Origin of the sequence: Streptomyces parvus (assembly GCF_032121415.1) — a bacterium.
Classification (GTDB): domain Bacteria; phylum Actinomycetota; class Actinomycetes; order Streptomycetales; family Streptomycetaceae; genus Streptomyces; species Streptomyces globisporus_A.
Map to the genome: position 1 here is coordinate 1,848,366 of NZ_CP135079.1, position 24,119 is coordinate 1,872,484.

At 74.4% G+C, this 24,119-nt stretch carries 1 protein-coding gene (only partly in view); it reads right to left on the minus strand.

Translation table 11 applies throughout. From position 1 onward, the window contains the following. A protein-coding gene (locus RNL97_RS09460) for a lonely Cys domain-containing protein (protein ID WP_313750573.1) crosses the window boundary here: on the minus strand, nucleotides 1-24,119 show its 3' portion. The gene runs 16,165 nt beyond the window's last position; 24,119 of the gene's 40,284 nt are visible here — the last part of the coding sequence; its start codon lies beyond the right edge, outside the window — the gene reads right to left on this strand; it ends in the stop codon at nucleotides 1-3.

Consider the following 24,119-nt stretch of genomic DNA (forward strand, 5'->3'; position numbering starts at 1 on the left):
TCAGGCACGGACGTCGTTCAGTATGCGGCGGATCCGGTCGGCCAGGCTGCCGGGGGGTACCCGGTTCCGGGTGCGGAACCAGGCGTCGACCAGGTGCTCCAGCCGCTCGGGCGTCAGCGGGGCGGACCCCGAGGCGGTGTCGGGACCGAGCGCCGACAGGAGGCGCAGGGCGTCCTCCAGGACGATGTGGTGCTCCTGGGCCCATGCGGCCACCGCGGGGTCGGCGGGATCGGCCGGTCCGGACAACTCCTCGTCCCCGAAGGGACGCAGCGCGTGCTCGTCGGGGAACAGTCCGTCGACGGCCACGTGCTGCCTCAGTTCCGCCTCGGTCAAGGGCGCGATCCTCCAGTAGCGGCCCCAGTTGTCGACGTAGTCGAGGTCGGCCGGCTCCGGGGCCCCGGCGTACCGCAGCCGGTCGAGGACCAGTTGGCTGCCCCGCATGATCTCGTCCAGACCGTGGTGCTCCGCCTGCAGCATCTCTGCCATGAGGGCGAGCCGGACCAGGCCGAGGTCGATGTCGAGACCCCATTCCTGGCGCATCTTCACCGCCTGCGACATCAGCCGGTGGGCCGAACCGGAGGTGGCGGCCCGGACGAGGGCGCCCCTGTCCTCCGCTTCCGCCTGCGGGACGCTGTCCATGGCGATGTCGTACCGGTGCCTGCCCGGAATCCACGGGATGCCGTCGTCCGGCATCAGAGCCCGCTCGGCCTCGCTCAGAGGCGGCGAGAGGTCCTCGGCACGCGCCCGGGTCCGCAGCTCACGCCCGGCCCGCTCCATCCGCCGCTGTTCCTCGGGTGTCCTGTCCGATCGCCCCGACAGCTGCTGGTAGTCGGTGATCGTCCGGGACTGCGGCCTGGCGGTCCGGTACTCCTCGGTGATCACGTCGGGGTTGGGGTCAGGGCTGCCGAGCAGTTCGGAGATGAGTCCGCCTTGGCCGTCCGGCGCCTGGGAGCCGATCCAGAGCATGCCCATGCGTTCCCGCGTGTTGCCCGACTCCACGACGGCGAGGAGCTGGTCCCAACCGGTGCCGACCGCCCCGTCGACAGTGGGGTCGTTGGAGCCCAGTTCCGTCCAACGGCCTGCCGCGACAGCCCGGTCCCACAGCTCGCGGGTCATCACCGCGAGCTGGGCGTCGACCGCTTCGTGACCGCCGAGATACCGGCCGAGGCGCTGCTCGAAACGGACGGCCTCGGTCATGTAGCGGATGCGGGCCATGACCCACTCCGGCGCCGGCCGGTCCGCCGCCCGGCGCAGCACGGACGCGGGGGCGAAGGACAGGGCGTGCACCAGCCGGTTCAGCCGCTCCTCCTCGTCGAGGGCCGTATCGCCGGGTCCTTCCGGAAGCCCGGCCAGATGGCGGTCCCCGTCGGCCACCAGCAGGGCGAGCGGTCCGCCGTCGGTGCGCTCACCGTGGAACGTCACCTCGTCGTCGGGGCCCGCCACGGCCACCGTCACACCGAGGCGGCGTGCCGTCGCCGCTACGAGGGGCCTCATCGGCAGTGCGGTGCCGCCCGGTCCGTAGGCGGGGTCGGCGAGCAGCACCCGCAGGCGCTGCACCGGGCTCAGCGCCACCCGCGAGGCGGGGAGCCGGTCGCCGAGGAGCATGGCCTCCGTGCGCAGGGATATGCCGAGGGAGGCACCGACCCGGTCGAGGAGGGCCAGCGGAAGGTCCCGGCCGTCGTCCAGCGGCGGGACCTCCAGGTCGGACACGTCGTCGTCGGTGACGGCGCCGCCCAGCCAGGCGCGGAAGTCCTCCGCCGTGTCGACGCCCGCGTCCCGTAGTCCTTCCGCGGCCGCGTGGCGGACCGCGAAGAGCAGGACGTCCGCGGTCCGGTCCCCCTCGCCCGGGGACTCGTGCAGGCCGAAGAGGGCGCCGTCGAGTTCGGCGGCGTACGGCCCCGTCCGGCGGTAGCCGTCACGGGGCTTGGCCGCGTCCGGCTGCCGCGTCTCCGACTCGCCGGTCTCGCTTGTTCCGTCGGTGAGCTCGACGATCCGGGGCGAGGTGCCGTCCTCCGCGTTGTGGTAGGCCGGGTGCGGGTAGCCGGGCATCTCCCGGAACTCGTAGTCGAGGTAGTCACGTCCGGATTCGGGCTCCGTCACGACCTCGCGGTTGGCGATGCTCAGCGCCCCGCCCGGCGGATAGAGGACCTCCTCCTCGTCGAGCCACGCCGAGAACGGCGCCACCGGACGGGCGGTGGAGTGCTCGACGTATCCGCGCATCGCGTGCCGGTCCCGGGCGTCGCCCATCTCCTTCAGATCACCCCGGGTGTAGCCTCCGGCCCTCTCCCAGCTCTCGGTCATGCTGCGGAACCGCGGCACGAACAGCGTGGTCGCGGTGAGGAGCGGCGAGTCCTGCGGGATCGCGTCCAAGGGCCCGGGGAGCCAGCCTCCCCAGTAGACCGGGCCGTTGAGCGGCGGCAGGATCTCCAGCGCCTCGACCGCCATGTCGACGTGCGTGCTCATGTCGTCGTACAGCCGGTCGGCGACGCGGTCCACCCGGCGGCGGATCTCCTGGACGGCCGGCCCGGCCGCGTCCGGGCCCAGGTCCCGCAGATCGGCCATGGCACCGCTGAGGTCCTCGTCGTGGTCCAGCAGTTCGGGCAGGCCCTGCCCGCTGTCCACGGCGTCCTCACGGACGTACCGCCAGACCCGTTGCCCGAACATCCAGCGGCCGACCGCCTCGCCGAAGCGCCCGGCGGTGACGTAGGTCTTGAAGAGCTCGTGGTCCTGGCCGGTGTAGAGGTACAGGGCGGTCAGATGGCCCGGGGCCAGGGCGCGCAGGGAGGCCCGTGCGCGGTCGCCGAAGCGTTCCAGCCACTGGACGGCCACCTCGGTCCGCTCCGCCAGCTCCTCGCTCACGGGGGCCCCGGTCATCGCCGCGTTCATCGCCTGGACGAGGTCTCCGGGGATGTCCGTGTCGAAGCGGGAGAAGAAGCGCGTCCTCAGATCGTAGGCCTGGTGGTGCGGCAGGACCGGACCCATGCCGAAGACGCGCGCGGTCACCTGGTGCAACCGGGCGCCGTCCTGGGCGAGCGCGGCGCGCTCCGCCTCCAGGCCCACACCGGCCAGGTGCGAGGCGCGCAGCACCTCGTGCAGGGACTGGGTCTCGGTCAGGACCGACCAGGACAGCACCGCCTTGCGGAAGGCCAGCAGCTCGGGCCCGCTCGCCCCGAGCGCCCGGTACGCCTGGAGCATCCACAGGGCCGGGCCGACCATGCCGCCGACGTAGCGGAATCCGCGCGGGTCGTGTGCGACCCGGTACGCGCCCCGCCGGTTCCCGTTCGGCCGGGGCGGCCGGGGCATCGTGAGCCAGCCGGGCAGGGTCTGCTGCAGGGTGACGGGGCCTTTGTTGCCGTACGCCGCCAGGCCGAACGCCTGGACCAGCTGGGGTACCGACGGCCGGCTCTCCAGGAAGCGCGACACCGCGTCCGGCTGTCCGGTCCACTGCTGGGCCTCGGAGCCCTGGAAGAAGGCGCCGTCCGCCGCGAGCGGGCCGTGTCGCTGCGCGAGGGCCTGACGGAGCCGGGAGAGGGCGTGCGCGGCGGCCTGGACGGTCTCGGGTTCGGCGGCCAGCCTCTGCGCCAGACCCGCCTCGAACCGGAAACTGAGGTTGCGCCAGTTCCGGTCCCGGTAGAGCCGGGCGAACCGCACGGTCTCGGGTGCTCCGGCGACCCGCCACCCGGGCACCGACCAGGGCTGGGTGGGGGCGTCCGTGGCGGGGGCCGGGACGGCGGGGAGCACGGCGTTCGCGCCCGCCCGGGACCTCGGCAGGACCCGCAGGATGGTGGTGGGGCTCCCGTCCGCCGCCTCCAGGAGGTGGATGTCGGCGGCCGGTCCCCCGTCCTCGTCCCGGCCCGGGGTGATCGCCGTGCGACCGGTGTTGAGGTACACGTCCAGGCCGGTGAGGTCGGCGATGTCCGCGGCCCGGCGGACGGCGCGCTCCAGGCTCCCGCCCCCCGGTTCGGTGCCGGAGGGTCCGCCGGCGGCGGTGGCCACGTCACACGCGAGGACGGTGATGCTGGTGAAGCCCGCGGCGGCCAGGTCCTGTCCGAGCAGACGCCCCACCGCCGCGCTGTCGGCGCCCGTGGGCAGGTCGTTCGCCCCGGCGACGGCGTAGCCTTCCGGCCCGCCGTGAGACGTCCAGAAGAAGGTGCCGGACGCTCCCGTGGCGGGGAGGGGACGCCGGTGGGCGACGCGTTCCTGGGCGGATCCGCGGCTCCATTCGGTGTAGTGGGTGGCCTGCGGCAGGCGGCTGTAGAAGGGCTCGCGCAGCACCCAGTCGCGCCGGGTGAAGGATGCCTTGCCGACGGTCCTGCCGTCCGCGTCGATCTCCTGGACGACGATCTGCTGCGTGGCCGGCGCGGTCGCCCGCCCCTCCCACGGGGCATTCCAGTAGTCGTGCCGGGGGTAGGCGCGGGTGTCCGTCTTCCAGGGGCCCGCGTCAACGAGGCCGGAGTCCGCGTCGGAGTCCGTTTCGGAGTACCGGTCGGCGTCCGACAGGTCGGAGTCGGAGCGGCCGAGGTCGAACACGTCGTCCACCGCGTCCTCGAACACGGCCGGTGTGTACGGCACCGGGCCGGTCTGCGACCCCTCGGAGAGGCCGTCGGGCAGCGGGGTCTCCTCCTCGGCCACCTCGTGCAGCATCGGAGGCCGCCGGTAGGACTCGACGAGTCGCCGGCTGACGACGTCGAAGCGCATGCCCGGCGGGTACAGCGCCTCCCCTTCCGACAGGTGCTTGAGGAAGGGTGCGGCGTCGCGGGCCGTGGAGTTCGCGACCTCGATCAGTCTGCGGTGCGACCGGGCGGGCACGGGCTTGTCGCTCAGCGCGAACTCGACAGCCTCCTCGATCTTCAGCGAGGTACTGCGGAAGGACGCCACCTCGATGGCGCCGTCACCGTACAGGGGGCCGTTCAGGGCGGGCCGCTCGATGGGCCCGGGCGCACCCCGCTCGCCCCACCAGATGGTCCGGTCGACGGGCGGCAGGATCTCCAGGGCCTCGATGGCCATGTCGATGTGGAGCCTCAGCTCGTCGTGGAGCCGGTCGGCCATCGCGTCCGCGCGGCGGCGCAGCGCGACCAGGTCGGGGTGGGGGGTGTCGAGGTCGGGCAGCTCGGTGAGTTCGGCGTACAGATCCGCGAACTCGGGACGGCTGAGCAGGGTGAGCGGCGGCATGTCCAGCTCCTCCTCGCGCGCCGACTCCAGCAGGTACTGCCAGCTGTGGAAACGCACCAGGTGACGGCTGACGCCCCGGCCCAGCCGCTCCCCGTTGAGCAGTGCCTTCATCAGCCGGTAGTCGTAGGAGCTGTAGAGGTACAGGGCCGTGATGTGGGCGGGGGTGAGCCGGCTGAGCGCGGCGGCGCCCCGGTCGCCGTACCGCTCCAGCCACGCGGCCATGACCTGGAGTCTGGGCGTCGGCCGGGACGGCAGCGCCCCGGCGAGCGCGGCGTCGGCCATCGTGACGAGGGCGTCGGGCACGTCCATCGTCCCGGTGAGCTCGAACGGGAAGTACATGCGGTCCTGGTAGAGCGCCCGGTGCGGCGGAACCAGGGCTGCGGGGGCCTTTCCGTCGTCCTCGTGCGGAAGCAGGCCGCTCTCCGTGAAGGCGTCCACGGTCCAGATGTGCAGCGCGGCCCCGTCACGCGTAGCGGCTCCGCGCTCGTCGGCGGCGCCCATGCCGATCAGGTGGGAGGCGCGCAGCACCTCGTGCAGCGACTGGAGGTCGTAGGGAATCGTCCAGGCGGCCACGGCGGCGCGGAACGGGGTGAGCAGCTCGGACGGCAGGCCGAGTGCGGCGAACACCCTCAGCAGGTGCAGCGCGGGGCCCCGCTCGCCGCCGACCCGGCGGAAGCCGCGGCTGTCGTGCACGGCGCGGTAGGCGCTGTCCCCGCCGAACCGCCCGCCGCCCTCGGTGAGCGCCTCGTGGACAGGGGTCGGCAGCCCCGGTGCGGCGTAGGCCGCGTACACGAACGCCCGCATCAGCCCGTCCAGCGCCTCGGGGCCGGAAGGCTCCTCCAGCAGCCGCTCCAGCTCGGCGGCCGGGTCGTCCGGGGTCTCGTCCGGGGGGAAGAACGCGCGTGCCGCACGCTCTTCCCCGTTGCGGAGGGCGAGTTGGCCGTACAGTCCGCGCACCGCGAGCCCGGCGGCCTCGGCGAGCCGGGGAACCTCGCTCAGCGCCTCGGCGAGCGAGTCCTCCCAGTCGACGCTCGCCTGTCGCCAGGAGCGCTCCTGGTAGAACCCCGTGAACCGCGGTGTGCCCGGCGCCCCGGCGGGGCTCCAGGACGACACCGACCATGGCGTGCCCCGGTCGGCGTCGAGGTCGTCGAGCTGTTCGGGGGCGGCGTCCAGCACCCGGCCCTGGACGTTGAACTGCCCGGGTGCGGGGTAGCGGTACGCGGTGCGTCCGGCCGCTGACGTACCCGGCGTCTCGACGCGGGGGCCCGTCCAGCCCGCCGGATAGGCCGTGACCCACTGCGTGGGCTGCCCGTCGACGTCCTCCAGCAGGTGCGGCAGCCCGTCGGACACCGCCGCCCGGCCGGTGGGGAGGTGGACCGGCAGTGCCGCGCCGTCGGCGATGCGTTGGGCCCGCGCCCGGGCTTCCGCCCGGTTCCTCGGCACGTCGCCGGGGCCGCAGGCGAGCACCGTCACACTGCCGAAGCCGCGCGTGCCCGCCGACCGCACCAGCCGTCCGGCGTAGGAACCGTCATCCGTCCGCCGGCCGCCGTCCTCGGTGACGAGGGCGAGCCCGTCGCCGCCGCCGTGCGACGCGAAGAAGAACGTCCCCCCTGTCGTTCCGCTCCCCGGCAGGGCCCGGTGGGTGGGGACGGGCCTGCCGACGCCGTCGCGTTCCCACGACACGAAGCCCGTGGCGGTGGCCAGTCGGCCGTACTCGTCCTGCCGTTGCGCCCAGTCGGCGTCGTCGAACGACGCGATGCCGACCGTGCTGCCGTCCTGCCGGCGTACGGTCCGCAGCACCGGCGCGCGATGGGACGGCGCCTCCCCGATGCCGGCCGGGGGCGCGATGCCGAAGAGTTCGCCGGTCCTGCCGGGCTGGGTGCCCGCCGTGCCGGGTGTCGTGCCGCGCGTGGTCGCCTCGGTGACCTCGACGCTCTCGTACGGCCGCGTACTCGAGTCGCCGGGGACGACCGTCCGGGTGGTGATGTCGAAAGAGGCGCCCGGTGGGTAGAGGACCTCGGTCTCCAGCGGCAGCACCACGAACGGGCTGACCTCCCGCGCGGTCGAGTCCGCCACGTGGACCAGTCCGAGGTGTGTGCCGCCGGGGGCTCCCTTGCTGCGGTGCATGAAGCCGAGCGCTTCGTCCCGCACCAGCGCCGTGCTGCGGAAGAAGGGCACGGTGATGCGGTTCTGCCCGTACACCGGCCCGTCGGGCGGTGGCGTGCCCAGCAGCCCGGGCATTCCGCGGTCACCCCACCAGACGTCTCCGTGCAGCGGGGGCAGGATCTCCAGCGCCTCGACCACCATGTCGACGTGCCACGGAAGCTCCGCGAACACCGCGTCGGCCATCGCGTCCAGACGGCGCCTCAGGGCGGCCACCTCGGCGGTCTGCTCCTGGAGGTCGTCCACGTCCCACATCGCGTCGAACAGAGCGGTGAAACCCCGCTGCCGGCGCAGCGTCATCGGGAGGAGGCCGGCGGCTCCGACCTCCGCCATCTTGCTGGTCATCGTCCAGGCGTTGAGACGTACGAGACGACGCCCCATACCCGCGCCGAACCGCTCGCCGTTGAGGAACGCCTTCATCAGACGGTAGTCGGCACCGCTGTACAGGTGGATCGCCGTCAGATGGGCGGGCGACAGCCGCCGCAGCGCGTCCCGGCCCGCGTCGCCGTAGCGGTCCAGCCAGCCGAGAAGCACCCGGTCCCGGGCGGTGTCCGGGCGCAGAGTGCCGGCGAGCGCGGCGTCGACCAGGTGCGCGAGGTCACCGGGGAGGTTCAGCCCGCTGCGCGTGGTGTCACGGCCGAACGTCATCCGCTCGGCGTACAGGGCCAGGTGCGGCGGGACCAGCCGTGCCGCGGGCCGGTCCGTCCCGCTTTCCCCGTCCGGGGTACTCGTGATGAGCGAGTCGGCCGCCCAGGTGTGGAGTCCGGCGCCGTCGCGCAGCGCGGTATCGCGCTCCGCGGCGGTTCCCCCGCCGGCCCGGTGGGAGGCGCGCAGGATCTCGTGGAGCGACTGGAGGTCGGCCGGGATCGCCCAGGAGATGAGCGCGTCGCGCAGGGCGACCAGGCTGTCCGGTGCCGCACCGAGCGCGGCGTAGGTGCGCAGAAGCCGTAGCGCGGGACCGTCCTCACCGCCCACGCGGCGCATGCCGCGGCTGTCGTGCACCTCGCGGTAGGAGCTGCCCGGCGTGTAGCGCCCCTGCCGGCCGGGCGGGCGGGCCAGGGTCTCGGCCGTCTCACGGGGCAGGCCGTGGCCCGCGTGGGCCGCGTAGGTGAACGCGGTCATGAGCGAGGCGAGGGTGAGCGGTCCTGGCGGGGCGCTCAGCAGCCGGTCCAGCGCCGCGGCCGGGTCGCCCGGGGGCGCGTCCGGGGCGAAGAAGGCGCGCAGGGCAGCCTGCTCGCCGTGGCGCGCGGTGAGTTCGCGGGCCATGCGGGACACCGCGTCGCGTGCTGCCTCGGTGAGCCCTGCGGTGCGGCCCGTGTGCGCGGCGAACGCGAGCTCGAAGGCCGTGCTGCGACGCTGCCACTCCCGGTCGCGGTACAGGGCGGCGAACCGGGCCGTGCCGGGCGATCCGGCGGGACGCCAGGACCGTAGGGCCCAGGCCGGACCGGCGGCGGCCGCGGGCGCCGCCTCGGCGGGGTCGGGCTCCGGGGTGCTGTCCTGGCCGACCGCGGACACCGGGGTGGCGTTGATGCGGACGGCGGACGGATAGGCGGTGTCCGGCCGACCGCTCTCCCCGTCGGGCTCCTGGGCACGGCGGGGCGTGCCGGCCGTGAAGTGGAACGTACCTGTGCCGGAGTCGCGCCGGGCCGAGTGCTCCGGCCAGGCGGAGGGGCCGGCCTTGACCGCCTCACCGGGCGTCCCCGTCGCGGCCCCCTGGACCGGCCGGGGCTTCCAGACGGTCCTGGTCCACTGCCCCAGCTTCTTCTCCCGCAGGGCGGTGATGCGCAGCGGGGCGAACGGGTCGTCCTCGATCAGGTCCAGTGGTCCGGAGTAGCCGAAGGCGCTGCGGCCGGTGCGGTCGGTGAACGGCTGGGTCCGCCGCACGTTGCGGTTGGTGAAGCCGGCCATCGGGAAGACGACGGGGACGTCGACACCCGCGTCGGTCACCAGCGGCGCCAGGTCGAGCAGCGCCCACAGCTCCTCGTCGGGGACGGGCAGCGGGGCATGCCCGGGCAGGTGGATGACGATGCCGCCGTCGTCCGGCCGGGTCCCGGTCCAGATCACCAGGGAGTCTCCGCCCGGTTCCGTGGACCTCCACTGCGCCGGGTGGGGAACGGTGAGGACGTCGTTGCCTGCCTTGACCCGGGCGTACCACCGGTCGCGCTCCACGCCGTTCGGGGCCGGGCGTCCGCTCCAGTTGTAGCCGGTCGGCTCCGTCCCGTCGGTGAGGGTCTGCCGGAGTGCGCCCAGTTCGCGGAGGTGGTGGGCGGCGAGCTGGTGCGGGTCGGTGATGTCGATCCGGCGGGCGTGGGCCCGTACCGCCAGGAACGTCAGGTCCGCCGTCGTCGCGTCGCTCCACACCTCCGTGTCCCCGAGGTGGAGGGCGCGACGGCCCAGGCTCTCCTGCTGCGCCGGGTCCAGGCGGAACAGGACCAGGTCGACGCCGGCCACCATCGCCCAGAAGGCGCGGGTGATGTCCTTGGGACGCAGTGTGACGGGTTCGGGGAGGCCCACCGCGTCGCGGACGAGGTCCACGCCCTGGCTGCCGGAGAGTTCGTCGACGGCGTACGTCAGGGGGGTGTCCGGCAGCATCCCGGAGAGCGTGGTGTCCGGCTGCACGACGATCAGCTGCCGGGCGGCGTCCAGGACGTCCCGGTAGGCGTCGCGGCCCGGGGTGTCACCGCCGACGCGCCGGGCGAGGAACGTCCACAGCTCCATCCGGAACGGAGTGAACCGCCGCATGCCGGGGTCGTTGGCGCGCAGGGTCTCCAGCGCGGCGATGCCCTTCAGCGCCCGCTCGTACCGCCCGCCCGGAACCCAGCGGTCGTCCTCCACGGCGTCGTCGAAGACCAGGCGCAGCGCGCGGACCAGCCGCAGGACGGTCGCCCGGACCTCCGGCGGCACGGTGTCCGGGTCGCCGTGCAGGTCCGCGATCACGGCCAGGCGGTCCAGTTCGGCGTCGGTCGGCTCGGGCCGGTCGCGCACCACGCGGCCGACCACCCCACCGGGAGTGTCCTCCAGTATGTAGGAGTCGTCGTCCAGCGCCGCGACCAGGGTCGGCCCCTCGACCTCCCGCCGGGCGGTATTGGCCGTGTGCCGGCTGAGGGACACCTCCTCCAGCGGGTCCTCCACAGGCGGTACCGGGCGGCCCTCCTGCTGCGGGTCGCGGTGGTTGCCCGCCGATGCCGCGTAGCAGACCTGGAGGCCGATCCGGTAACCGGGCGGCAGCTCGCGGACCTCGCGCAGTCCCCCGATGTACCGCCCGCCGTCGGGCGCGGTCAGCGTCACCGTCGAGCCGTCGCGCAGGACGAGGACCAGCACGCCGGGACCACCGTGCCCGTAATAGGTGTAGATCGCGGGGTCCGGGGTGTACGGCTCGGTGCTGACGAGCTGGTCGCCCTGACCGGTGGCCGCGTAGTGGATCCGCTGCCGTCGGCGGAAGAGCCCCCGCAGCATCCTCTCGCGCTGGTCCAGGTCGTCGGCGACCGACACCCTGCCGTACCGCACCCGGCGGTCGAAGACCAGGGGCAGGGTGGCCACGTCGCTGTCGCGGAAGGTCCGGCCCTCGATCGAGGTCCACTGCCGGTCCACGAAGGGCGCCGACACCGCGGGCGGGTCGAAGGGCACCCAGTCGCCGTGCCAGCCGGCGGGGTCGTGGACCGTCATCGTCGGGATGCGGGCCTGGAGGGCGGAGTCGTGGCGGAACCGCCCGTCGCCACTGGGGGCCCACACCCGCCGGCCGAGCCGGCCGGCGACCGCGCGCACCAGTTCCAGGTACTGCGCGCCGGCGTACGGGATCGCCAGGACCACCGGCACGTGGGGCGGCAGTGCGGCCAGTTCCGGATCGGCGGCCAGTTTCTCCGCGAACGCCTCCGGGGTCAGGCCCTGGGCGTCGAGGGCACGGTCGCCGACCAGGTACGCCTCGCTTCCCCACGGTGCGGGCTCGTCCGGCTCCTGGGCGGCCTGTCCGTCCGTGACCTCCCGGACCCGGTCGGTCCGCACGCGGTCGGTCCAGGCGCCGGTCAGATCGCGTCCGAGCACCCTCCCGGAGTCGTCCCGCAGCACGGTGGCCGGGTCCTGGAAGGGGTCCGTCCCCAGGTCGGCCGGGGCCGGCGGGCCGAAGAAGGCCGGCTGGTCCTGGCCGGAGGCGGTGGGGGCGGTGAACTGGCGGGTGGCCGCGGTCCAGTGGCCCGGGGCGTTGGTCGCCGGGTCCGGCAGGACGATGATGTCGAGCGGGGCCCCGGGCCCCGGGGCGGCGAGCACCATCGGGGCGTTGTAGCCGTAGGCGGGGCGCCCGGTGCGCTGCGAGAAGCGCTGGACCAGCTCCGGGCTCAGTGCCCCGGGTCCGGTGGTGAGGAACAGCACCGGACTGCCGAGGGAGACCGTACGGAGCGCGGGCGCCAGGTCCAGCAGGGCCAGGAACTCGTTCTCCGGCACGCGGACGGGGGCGCGGCCGGGCAGATGGAGGACGGGGGTGCCGGACGCGTCGACCTCGATGACGTTGAGCAGGGGCATGAGCTTGTCCGGGCCGGTCCACTCGGGCGTGAGCCGGCGGGAGGCGGTCCCGTCGGCCCGGTGCAGGGCGCCCCAGTCGATCCCGGCGGGGGCAGGGGCGCCGGACCAGTTGACGCCCTGGATGTTGGGTCCTTGCCGGAGCAGGGACGCCGGGCCGAAGGCGCCGCTCTCCGCCAGGTGGAACGCGGCCAGCAGGTCGTGGTCGGTGGCGTCCATGCCCTGGGCGATCGCCTTGGCCGACACCGCCCAGACGGCTTGCTGCTGGTTGCGGCCCCAGGTGACGGCGGGATCGAGATGGAGGACCTTGCGGCCCATGGCCTCGCGGGCGGCGGGGGTCATCGGGCGGAAGAGCTGGGCGGCCCGGGCCGTGGCCCACAGGGTGGACGCGACGTGGCGCGGGGTGAAGGCCGCCTGGGGTGGCAGCGACTGCACGTGCCGGATCATCTGCTCACCGGCGTCCGCCAGTTGCCTCAGGGTGATCTGAAGCGCGGGCGAGGGCACGGCGTCGGTGAGCCGGGCGTCGGGGTCGGCCGCGACGCGGGCGGCCGCGTGGTCGAGGAGAGCCCGGTATCCGGCCAGGTCCGGGGCCCGGCCGGTGTGTTCGCGGACGAAGAAGTCGAGCAGGTCGCCGCGGAACGGGGTGAAGGTGTTGAGGGCGGGGTCGTTGGCGCGGAGGCGTTCCAGCGCGCCGATGCCGCGGAGCGCCCGCTCGTACCGCCCGCCGGGGGTGGCGCGGTCGTCCTCGACGGCGTCGCCGAACACCCTCCGCAGGGCGCGTACCAGCCGGAGCGTCGCCTCCCGGGTCTCGGCCGGCACGTCGCCCGTGGTCCGGTGCAGTCCGGCGACGCCCGCCAGCCGGTCCAGCTCGTCGTCGAGCGGTTCGGGGCGGCGCAGCACCCGGCGGCCCCGTTGTCCGTCGGCAGCGTCCATGATGAAGCGCCGGGTGTCGTCCATCCCGGTCATCCGGGTGGAGCCGTCGGTGTCGAAGCGGGTGAGGTTGGCGACGAGCTGGTCGAGCGGGACGTCGCCCAGCGGGTCGTCGACGTGCGGGACCGGGGCGAACGACGGCTGCGGCCGGGCGGGGTCGCCGTCCGAGGAGCTCCAGCAGACCTCCAGGTGCATGCGGTGGCCCCGCGGCAGCTCGCGGACCTCGCGGAGCCCGGCGATGTACTCGGCGGCGTCGTGCTTGCCCAGCCAGACGGTCCGGCCGTCGTGGAGCGGGAGCTCGATCCGGCCCGGGTCGCCGTGGCCCGCGAAGACGTAGACGGCCCCGTCCATGACGACGGGCTCGGAGGCCGTCTCCTGGGCGCGGGTGCCCGCGGGCGTCCAGTGGACGAGCCGTCGCATCCTGCGCAGGGCACGGAAGTTGCGCTCGCGCCGCCGCAGCCCGTCCTGCCGGTGGACGGCGATCCGGCCGAACCGCTGGTGGTTCTCGTCGGCCAGCGGACGCGTGACGACGTCGCCGTCGCGGAACACGGTGCCGTCCAGCGCCGTCCACGTCCGGTCCTCGTACGGTCCGGCCGTCGGCGACGGGGCGACGGACACCCATGCCCCGACCGGCGCGTCGGGGTCGGAGTCCATCGTCACCAGGACGTGCGCGTCCCCGGTGCCGTCGGGGACGATCCGGCCCACGCCGCTCGGCCCCCACACGGTGCGGCCCAGCCGGTCGGCCACTACCCGGAGCGTCTCCAGGTAGCGGTCGCCGGTGTACGGGACGGCGAGGACGACCGGCACGTCCTTGGGGAGCTTCGCCAGCTCCGGGTCGGCGGCCAGCGCGTCGGCGACCGCCTCCGCGTCCAGGACCCGGCCGTCCGCCGTCCGCACCCGGCCGTCCTCGCCGTCGGCGGTGACGACGTACGCGGTGTCCGGCCAGGGTGCCGGGCCGGTCGCGACGACCTTCGGCGGGGTGCCGGGCCGGCGCTCGATGGTCCGCAGGGTCCCCGGGAGGACGCGGGTGGCGTTCTTCGCGGTCCAGTTGCGGCCCTGCGCGGCGCCGGACGGTCCGGCCAGCAGGGTGCCCGGTGCGAGCAGCGGATCGTTCGGCCCGGTGAACGCGCCGGTCGCCGGTAGCGGTGCGGCGGTGATCGGCGCGGTGGCGGGCGCGGTGGCGACGGGGGCGAAGAAGTCCGGGCCGGCCATGGCCGTCTCCCAGGCGCGCACACTGTGGTGCTGCGAGGTGATCGCCATCCCCGACAGCTCCAGGTCGACCCCGACCGATCCGGCCGCGGAGAGCAGCAGGAACTGCAGCGCCACCGGCAGCGGCGGTTCGGCCTGCCCGTTCGCGGTGAAGTACGAGCTGACCGCCGCCCTCAGCTCGCTCCAGGTCAACGGGGCCGTGAAACCGTTGGCCGCTCGGGTCCGCTCCAGCGCCCAGAAGCCCCGCAGCAGCGCCTCGAACGCGGTCGCGTCGTTCTCCAGCAGGGGGCCGTAGACCAGCCGGACCGCCCGGACCCACCGCAGGACGACGGGGGCCCGGCCTCGGTCGCCGGTGATCCGCTCGGCCCACCGGGCCAGTTCGGCGGTCGACAGCTCGGGGCGGAACCCGGCCCACCAGTCGCCCTCGGCCAGTTGCCAGCGCGGCCCGGCCATCTGGTCGCCGGGGACGAGGAGTGCCTCCGCACCGCTGCCGGTGGTCCAGATCCAGCGGCCCAGGCCGTTGGCCAGCTGCTGGCCGGCCACCGGGGTCTCCAGCGGGTCGGCGGACGGCGGGCCCGCCAGGTCGGCCCCGGTCACCACGACCGGCCGTTCCGGGGCGAGCGCGGTCAGATCGCCGTCCACGGCGAACAGGAAGTCCACGATCCGGGCGTAAGAGAACGCCGCGTCGGTGCCGTCGGTCAGTGCGAGGAGCGCGCCGTCGGGGCCGCCGCGCAGCCCGACCAGGTACGCGTCCTCGAAGGGCAGGGCCTGGAGGGGGCTTTCGAGCGGTACCGGGCCCAGCCGCAGGTAGGTGAAGCCGGTCACCTGGGGCAGCAGTCCGTAGTGCTGCCGCAGTCCGTCCTGCCAGGCTGCCAGCGGCAGGGAGGACGTGCCCACCGGGATGTCCTGCGCGTCGCGGTGCCGGATCACCATCACGCGTTCCAGGAGGACGCGGGCGCCGTCCATCGCGACCACTTCCGCGTACCACCGCATGACCGGCGGGGTCTGCGCCGGGTCGGCGAGGACGGCGAGGGCGCCACGTGCCGCGTCGAAGAAGCCCCGGGCCTTCGCCTGCCCGCCCGGGGGGATGGTCGGCAGCAGCGCGTACGCCTCCGTCAGCGCGGCCCGCAGGGCCTGGTGGGCGGGGTGGCCCTCGTGCAGCGGCCGGCCCAGCGCGTACTCGCCCAGCGCCAGGGAGATGTTCCGGCTGTCCCACTCGGTCAGCGGCCTGCGGGTGGCACCGCCCACCTGCGGGATCCCGGCCCGCGCCGCCACCATCAGGAAGCCCGCGACGCCCTGCACCACGGGGTTCTCCACGATCCGCCGGACGGACTCGCGCAGCACGTCTTCGGGGAGCGGCGCCCGGGACCGCAGGGCGCGCTCGTAGGCGGCGCGGCCGAGTGCGGACAGTTCGGTGACGGCGCGCTGGATCTCCTCGGGCGTCATGAACTGGCCGGTGTAGCCGAAGTGCCGCAGCTCGGCGAGGACCAGGGGGACGGCCAGCCGGCCGTCGTCGGTGTCCAGGACCGGGTAGTCGCCGTCGTCCATGCCGACGGCGTAGCGCTGGCTGACGGGCTCGCCCTGGGACGTGCGGCCGGTGAGGACGGCGGTCCAGTGCTCGCGGGGCGTCGGCACCTCCGTGCCGGCGGTGTCGAAGAAGGCGGGGTCGGCGGGCAGATGGGGCGTCAGCCGTTGCCGGAAGTAGTCCAGCAGTCGGCCCAGTTGCTGGGCGGCGTCGGCGGAGAGCTGGTCGTGGTGCTCGTTCAGGAACGCCCGGGTGCGGGGGCGCAGCGCCCTCAGGATCCGGTCCAGCGCGTTGCGCGAGGCGGCGGGCAGGAGGTTCTTGATCAGCTCAGGGTCGGTGCCCGGCGGGCGGGCGTTGTCGAAGACGTCGCCGATCGGCGCGGCCGCGACGTTCTGGAAGCCCAGCCATCCGTAGCCCCACACCTCGTCGACCTCGGGGATGGCCGCGAGGAAGGGTGCGAGGTGGCTCTCCACGGCGGTCGTGCCGAGGACCTGGTTCGCGTACGTCGCGGTGAGCCACTGGCCGAAGTTGCGGGCGCCGGCGATGGCCGTCTCGAACTTGGGTACGGTCAGCCGCTGGTGGGCGATGTCCTGGAGCTCCCGGAGGCCGACGGTGGGGTAGCCGAGGGTGAGCTGGCCGTAGGCGGTCCAGTCGAAGCCCTCGGGCGCGGGGTTGACCTTGGCCTTCAGCCCGGTCTCGGTGAACGTCCAGCCGCCGAGCGGGCCGAGTATCTCGGTGAGCGGGACGGCGACCTGGCGCTCGTCCGGCAGCCGTCCGGCGGCGCGCGCCCGCTGGAGCTGGGCCATGCCCTCCTCCTGGGTCTGCCGGCGCTCGCCGGGGAGGACGGCCATGGGGTCGAGGACGAACTCGCCGATGACGAAGTTCCTGCGGACCGGGCGCGGCTGTCCCGGGGGCACCTGCGGCTCGTTGACGTGGAGGAGGCCGTCGGCCGTCATCCAGAAGCCGCGGCTGTCGGTGACGAGCGTGATGCCGGGGCCGTGGGCGAGGACGAGCGTGGAGTCGAGGCGGCCGGGCAGGTCGAGGAAGAGGTCGCGGCGCTCCTCGACCTCCAGTCCGATGGCGCCGTAGCCGGGCTCGACCGGCGCGTCCAGACCGGCGTGCACCGTGGAGGAGGACGGGGCGAACTCGGGGAGGGCGTGTTCCAGGGCCTGTCCGCCGGGGCCGACGACGACGGCACGGGCGTCGGACGCCGCGACCGCGGGCGGGAGCAGGGACACCTGCCGGCCGTGGCCGGCCGAGAGGTCCAACCACACCACACCACCGCTGCCGCTGAGGTGGTAGGCCGCCCAGGCGTGCCCGGGGTTCGTTCCCTGGCGCTGGGCCAGGACGAGGGCGGCGGTGCCCGGGCCCTGGGCGGTGACCGCTCCGGCCACCGCGTCCCACGACCGGACCCGGCGCCACCCGGGGCCCATGACCAGGGACGACTCCGTGGCAGGGATGCCGACCGCCGTGTCGTCCGCCGTCCGCGCCGGGCGCACGCCCTGCGGGAACAGCTCGGCGCGGAGCGCGCTCAGGAGCACCAGGCAGCGTTCGACCGTCAGGCCGCGCACCGGTTCCCGGTCCGTCACCCGGCGGACCAGCGCGGTGAGTCCGGCTCGGTCGAGCGGCGGTCCCACGGTGATCTCGGTCCCGGTCAGGCTGCGCGGCGTGGTGAGCGCGGTGGTGGCCGGTTCCGTGTCCGGTACGGGGGTGAACCGCGTGGCCGGCTTCGGGGAGGAGAACAGGGCCTCACCGTACGGGGCGGTCGCCAGGACGCTGGAGTTCAGGCCCTGCAGCCATGCCTTGCGCCAGACGCCCTGCCGGCCGCTCGCGGTCTCGGGGCGTCCGATGAGCCGCAGCGGGGCGGCCGTGGCACCGGGCTGCGGGGTGGTCGGGGCCACCGTCAAAGCGCCGCTGTACGCCCAGCCGTTGCGGGCGGTGCGGTTGGAGAACGCCTCGGAGAGCGCGGCGGCGCGTCCCGAGCCGCTGCCCGCGCCGGAGAGTACGAACAGGAGGGGGACGCCGAGCGCGACGGTGCGCAGCGGCGGGGCCAGGTCGAGGAGGGCCAGGAACTCGCGGTCGGCGACGCGGAGGGGCCGCATGCCCGGCAGATGGAGGACCACGAAGCCGTCGGCGTCGGTGTCGGTCCACGCGACCATGACGTCCGTGGATTCGCCCTCGGCGGTCCACGGCGCGCGGAAGTGCTGGAGGGACACGCCGTCGTCCACGGTGTCCTGACGGCCGACGGCCCGCAGGTCGATTCCGCCGGGCGCCGGACTGCCGCTCCAGTTGAAGCCCTGGAAGCCCTCCCCGGACCGCAGCTGCCGGGCGGGGCCGAATGCCCCCTTGGAGGCGAGGTGGAAGGCGGCCAGCGTGAAGAAGTCCGCCGGGTCGAGTCCGGCCGCGATGGCCTGGGCCGTCAGCATGTACAGGTGCTGCTTCCGCGCCGGAGCCCACTCCTCGTCGGGGAACACGTGCAGGACCCGGCGACCCAGCTTCTCCGTGAACGCGTCGTCCCGGCCGGCCATCTGCTGGGCGGCGCCCGCCATCGCCCAGAAGGCCTGGGTCACGGCGCGTTTGGTCACCGGTACGTTCTCGGGCTGCCGCAGCACGTTCCGTACGAGCGGGGCGCCGAACTGGGTGACCTGCCGTATCGCGTGCTGGATCGCCGGGTCCCCGATGGCCTCGCCGAGGGCGGCCTCCGGCTTCTGCGCCAGTAGGCCGGCGGCCAGGTCCAGGACCTTGCGGTAGTCGTCGGGGCCCGGGGTCTTCCCCCCCACCCGCTGGGCGATGAAGGTCCACAGCTCCATGCGGAAGGGGGTGAACCGGCTCAGCGCCGGGTCGTTGGCGCGCAGGGTCTCCATGGCGCCGATGCCCCGGAGCAGCCGCGCGTGCAGGGCCTTGTCCTGTTCGGCCTCGGGGCCGAAGACGATGCGCAGGGCCCGCACCAGCCGGAGCGTGGTCGCGCGCACCTCCGGCGACGCCTCCCCTTCCGCGGTGTGCAGGCCGGCGGCGCGGGCCATCTCGTCCAGCTCGTGCGGCAGCGGCTCGGGCCTGACCCACCTGCGGCGTCCGACGACTCCGCCGGGGGCGTCGTGCAGGATGTGCGCGTCGGTGTGGAAGCCGCTGCTCATCAGTGACCCCTCGGTGAGGCGGCGGCTCGCGTTCGCCGTGTGCTGGGCGAGCGAGACCTCCTCCAGCGGGTCCTGCACGGCGGGCGGGGGGCGGTTGTCCAGGTGCGGCAGGGTAGGGTCCCCCGCCGCGTCGCTCCAGCAGACCTCCAGCTTGATCCGGTGGCCCTCGGCCAGTTCGGTGACCTCGGGCAGTCCGCTGATGTACAGGCCGCCGTCCCCCGCGCTCAGGGACACCGTCCGGCCGTCGCGCAGGGCGAGTTGCAGGCCGCCCCGCAGCCCGTGGGCCACGTACACGTACGACGCCGGGTCCGGGGTCCGGTCCTCCTCGCTGATCAGCGCCGTCCGGCCGCCGGACGCCATCAGGTGCACCAGCTTCTTGGCGCGCTGGTAGGACCGCATCAGGTCTTCGCGGCCCCGGGCGTCGTCGCCGTGCGACATCCGGCCGAACCGCTCGTCCCGGTCGGAGACCAGGGGCATGGTGAGGACGTCGCTGTCGCGGAAGACGGTGCCGTCGAGCGCCGTCCAGACGCGGTCCCGGAGCGGTGCGGCCTTCTTCGTGGGCCGGAAAGGCACCCAGGAGCCGAGGGGCTGGTCCGGGCCGTGGTCGATGAGCGCCGGGACGTGCTCGCGCTTCTTGTTGCGCACCAGTCGGCCGTCGCCGCTGGGTGCCCACACGGGACGCTCCAGCAGGTTGGCGACCGCCCGCAGATAGGCCAGGTACCGCTCGTTGGCCAGGTGCGGGACGACCAGCACGACGGGGACGTCCCGGGGCAACTTCGCCAGCTCGGGGTCGGTGGCGAGTTCGGCCGCCAGCTGCTCCGGGTCCAGCATGCGCCCGTCGGGGAACCGCACCCCGTCCGGGCCCCTCTCGCCCCAGACGATGTAGGCCGAGTCGCCCCACGGTGCGGCCCGGTCCTCGCCGGCCTTCTCCTTGGGCGGGGCGCCCGACTCCTCCTCGTACACCCGGATGCGTCCGATGCGCAGCTGGCGCACCTTCTGGTCCGTCAGATTGCGGCCGCGCGGGGCGCCCGAGGCGTTCGTCATGAGCGTCGCGGGCGACAGGAGCGAACCGGCCGGGGGCCGCCGCTGCTCGCCGACGCTCAGGGAGCCGATGTCCGGCAGCGCGCCGGCCTTCCGGTCCGACGGGCTGAAGACGATCAGGTCGCCCGTGCCGGAGGCGGCCGCGGGGGCGTTGGTCTGCCGGGCGGAGCGGGTCCACCTGCCCGGCGTCTTCGTGGCCGGGTCGGTCAGGGCGAGGATGCCGAGCGGGGTGGCGGGGTCGCCGGAGGAGAGCATCATCGGCGCGCTGTACCGGTACGCGGGGCGCCCGGTGCGCTCGGAGAACCTCCGTACCAGCTGGGGGCTCAGGGTTCCCGGGCCGGTGGTCAGGAACAGCACCGGGTGCTTCAGCGGGAGGGTGCGCAGGCCGGGGTCCCTCTCCAGCAGGGCCAGGAACTCGTTCTCGGATACGGGCAGGGGCGCGCGGCCCGGCAGGTGCAGCACGATCCGCCCGGCCCCGTCGACCTCCACGACGTTCAGGACCGGCATCGGCTTGTGCGGGCCGGTCCAGGCGGGCTGTACCGAGGCGATGCTGCTGCCGTTGGGCCCGAACGTCATCTGCCGCACGGTGCCCCAGTCGACCCCGGCGGGCATGGCGGTGCCGGACCAGTTGACCCCCTGGTCGTTCGCTCCCTGCCGGAGTACCGCGGGCAGGGCGAACGCGCCGCTCTCCGCGAGGTGGTAGGCGGCCATGACGTCCTGGTCGCCGACGTCCACACCCTCGGCGATCGCCTTGGAGAGCAGCGCCCACAGCGACTCCTGCCGCGACCGGTCCCAGGCGGTGGCGGCGTCGAGATGGAGGACCCTGCGCCCCATGGCCTCCCGGGCGGCGGGTGTCATCGGCCGGAGCAGCCGGGCGGCGCGGGTCGTGGCCCACAGGGTCGAGGCGACCAGCCGGGGGGTGAACGGCGCCGGGGCGGGCAGCGACTGCACGTGGCGGATCATCTGCTCGCCCTTGTCCGCCAGTTGCTTGAGGGCGATCTCCAGCGACGGTGCGGGCACCGCGTCGGTGAGCTTGGCGTTCGCGTCGGCGGCGATCCGCTCGGCGGCGAAGTCGAGCAGTTCCACGTACCCCCGCTTGTCGGGGGTACGGCCGGTGTGCTCCTGGACGAAGAAGTCCAGCATGTCGAGCCGGAACGGGGTGAGGTGGGAGATCGTCCCGTCGTTCGCCCGCATCCGCTCCAGCGCGACGACACCCTTCATGACGCGCTCGAACCGGCCGTCCGGTCCACCCCGGTGGCCCTCGAACGTGGTGCCGAAGACGGTGCGCACCGCCCGGAGCAGCCGCAGCATCGTCTGCCGCGTCTCCGGCGGGACCTGGCCCGGACCGCGGTGCAGTCCGAAGTCCCGGGCCAGGGTGTCCAGCGCGGGTCCCAGCGGCTCGGGGCGGCGCAGGACCCTGCCGCCCCGCTGGCCGGTCGCCGAGGCCAGGGCGATGCGCTGGGTGTCGTTGAAGCCGGTCTGGCGGAGGGAGCCGTCCGTCTCCAGTCGGGTGAGGTTGGCCACCAGCTGGTCGAGCCCCACGTCGTCGAGCGGGTCGTCCACGTGGGGCGTGTCGCCCAGCGAGGGGTACTGCCGGCGCGGGTCGCCGTCCGAGGAGCTCCAGCAGATTTCCAGGTGCATGCGGTGACCGGGCGGCAGCTTGCGTACCTCGGGCAGGCCCGCGATGTACGCCGCCGCGTCCTCCTTCGTCAGCCACACGGTCCGGCCGCCTCGCAGCGGGAGGGCCATCCGGCCCGGTGCGCCGTGCCCGGCGTAGACGTAAACGGCGGCGTCCGTCGTGACCGGCTCCGAACCGACCGGCTCGTGCTCGGTGCCGGCGTCGGTGCCCTCGGGGAGCCGGTGGGACAGCTCCCGCAGTTTCAGGAAGCGGCGGAGCCGCTGCGCCCGCCGCCGCAGGCCGTCCTTCTGCTCGACGGCCAGCCGCCCGAAGTGCCGGTGGTCCTCGTCGGTCAGCGGCACGGTGAGGACGTCGCTGTCGCGGAACACGGTGCCGTCCAGCGCCGTCCATGTGCGGTCGAGGTGGGACCCGATCGCGGTCGAGGGCTCGACCGCGATCCAGTCGCCGACCGGGGCGTCGGCATCGCGGTCCAGCAGCGCGAGGACGTGGGCGCCCGATCCGTCGGGGACGGCGCGGCCCATTCCGCTCGGCCCCCACACGGTGCGGCCCAGCCGGTCGGCCACCGTCTGGAGCGTCTGCTGGTAGCCGTCGCCGGTGTACGGGACGGCGAGGACGACCGGCACGTCCTTGGGGAGCTTCGCCAGCTCCGGGTCGGCGGCCAGCGCGTCGGCGACCGCCTCCGGGCCCAGTTCCCGGTCGTCCGGCAGCAGTACGCGGCCGGCCTCGTCGTCGGCGATCACCACGTACGCGGTGTCCGGCCACGGCGCCGGGCCGGTCGAGACGACCTTCGCCGCGGTGCCGGGCCGGCGCTCGATGGTCCGCAACGTGCCCGGGAGGACGCGGTCGATCTTCGCCCGGGTCCAGTTGCGGCCCTGGGTGGTTCCGGACGGACCGTTGATCCTGGTCTCCGGGGCGAGCACGGGGTCGCCGGGGCCGGCGAAGGCGTCCGACGTCGTGGCGGGAGCGGACGCGGTCGGCGCGGCGGGGGCGGACGCGGCCGGCGCGCTCGGCGGCGGGGCGAAGAGGGACATCTCCTCGTCGCTGTCGGTGACGTCCTCGACGACGCCGCCCGTGGCGGGTGTGTCCCAGGCGCGCACACTGTGGTGCTGCGAGGTGATCGCCATCCCCGACAGCTCCAGGTCGACCCCGACCGATCCGGCCGCGGAGAGCAGCAGGAACTGCAGCGCCACCGGCAGCGGCGGTTCGGCCTGCCCGTTCGCGGTGAAGTACGAGCTGACCGCCGCCCTCAGCTCGCTCCAGGTCAACGGGGCCGTGAAACCGTTGGCCGCTCGGGTCCGCTCCAGCGCCCAGAAGCCCCGCAGCAGCGCCTCGAACGCGGTCGCGTCGTTCTCCAGCAGGGGGCCGTAGACCAGCCGGACCGCCCGGACCCACCGCAGGACGACGGGGGCCCGGCCTCGGTCGCCGGTGATCCGCTCGGCCCACCGGGCCAGTTCGGCGGTCGACAGCTCGGGGCGGAACCCGGCCCACCAGTCGCCCTCGGCCAGTTGCCAGCGCGGCCCGGCCATCTGGTCGCCGGGGACGAGGAGTGCCTCCGCACCGCTGCCGGTGGTCCAGATCCAGCGGCCCAGGCCGTTGGCCAGCTGCTGGCCGGCCACCGGGGTCTCCAGCGGGTCGGCGGACGGCGGGCCCGCCAGGTCGGCCTCGGTCACCACGACCGGCCGTTCCGGGGCGAGCGCGGTCAGATCGCCGTCGACCGCGAACAGGAAGTCCACGATCCGGGCGTAAGAGAACGCCGCGTCGGTGCCGTCGGTCAGTGCGAGGAGCGCGCCGTCGGGGCCGCCGCGCAGCCCGACCAGGTACGCGTCGTGGAACGGCAGGTTCTGGACCGGGCTCTCCAGGGTCACCGGGCCGGGGCGCACGTAGGTGAAACCGACCACCTCGGGCAGCAGGCCGTACGTCTGCCGGCGGGCGTCCTGCCAGTCCTGGTCGGGGCGGGAGGAGGTGCCCAGCGGGGTGCCGTCGGCGGCCCGGTGCCTGACCGCGAGGATCCGGTCCAGGAGGACGCGGGAGCCGTCCGCCGCGACCAGCTCGGACGCCCACTCCAGCGGCGGCGGGGTCCGCTCCGGGTCGGCCAGGACCTCCAGGGCGCCCTGGGCGGCGGTGATCATGGCCTGGAGCCGCGGCCGGTGGCCCGGGGGAAGCGTGTCGACGGCGTCGGCCGCCTCCTGGACCGCCGTGCGCAGGGCCCGGTGCAGGGGGTGGTCGGCGGGCAGCGGGGTGCCGAGCGCGTACTCGCCCAGGGCACGGGAGATCCGCTGGCTCTCGCCCACCGGCATCAGGCGGCGGGGGGACCCCGACGGCTGGGGCAGGCCGGCCATCAGGACCATCTGCACGAAGGGGGCGAGGCCCCGGACGGCCTCGTTGTCCAGGATGCGGTTCAGGGACTCGGTCAGGACGTCGTCGGGCAGCGGGGCCCGCTGCGCGAGGGCCCGGCGGTAGGCCTCACGGCTCAGCTCCGCCAGCTCGGCCACGGCCTGCCGGATCTGCTCCGGCGTCATCAGCTGCTCGCCGTCGTAGGCGAAGTGGCGCAGTTCCGTGAGGATCAGCGGGATGTCGAGGCGGCCGTCGTCGGTGTCCAGGGTCGGATACCGGTCGTCGTCCATGTCGACCGTCTGCTTCTGCGTGACGGTTCTGCCGTCGGAGGTGCGGCCGGTCAGCACGGAGGTCGTGTGCTCGCGCGCGGAGGGGACGTCGCCGATCGTGGCGTCGAAGTATCCCGGGAAAAGGGGCTTGTCCGGGGTGATGGTGCGTCGGTAGAGCTCCAGCAGCCGCC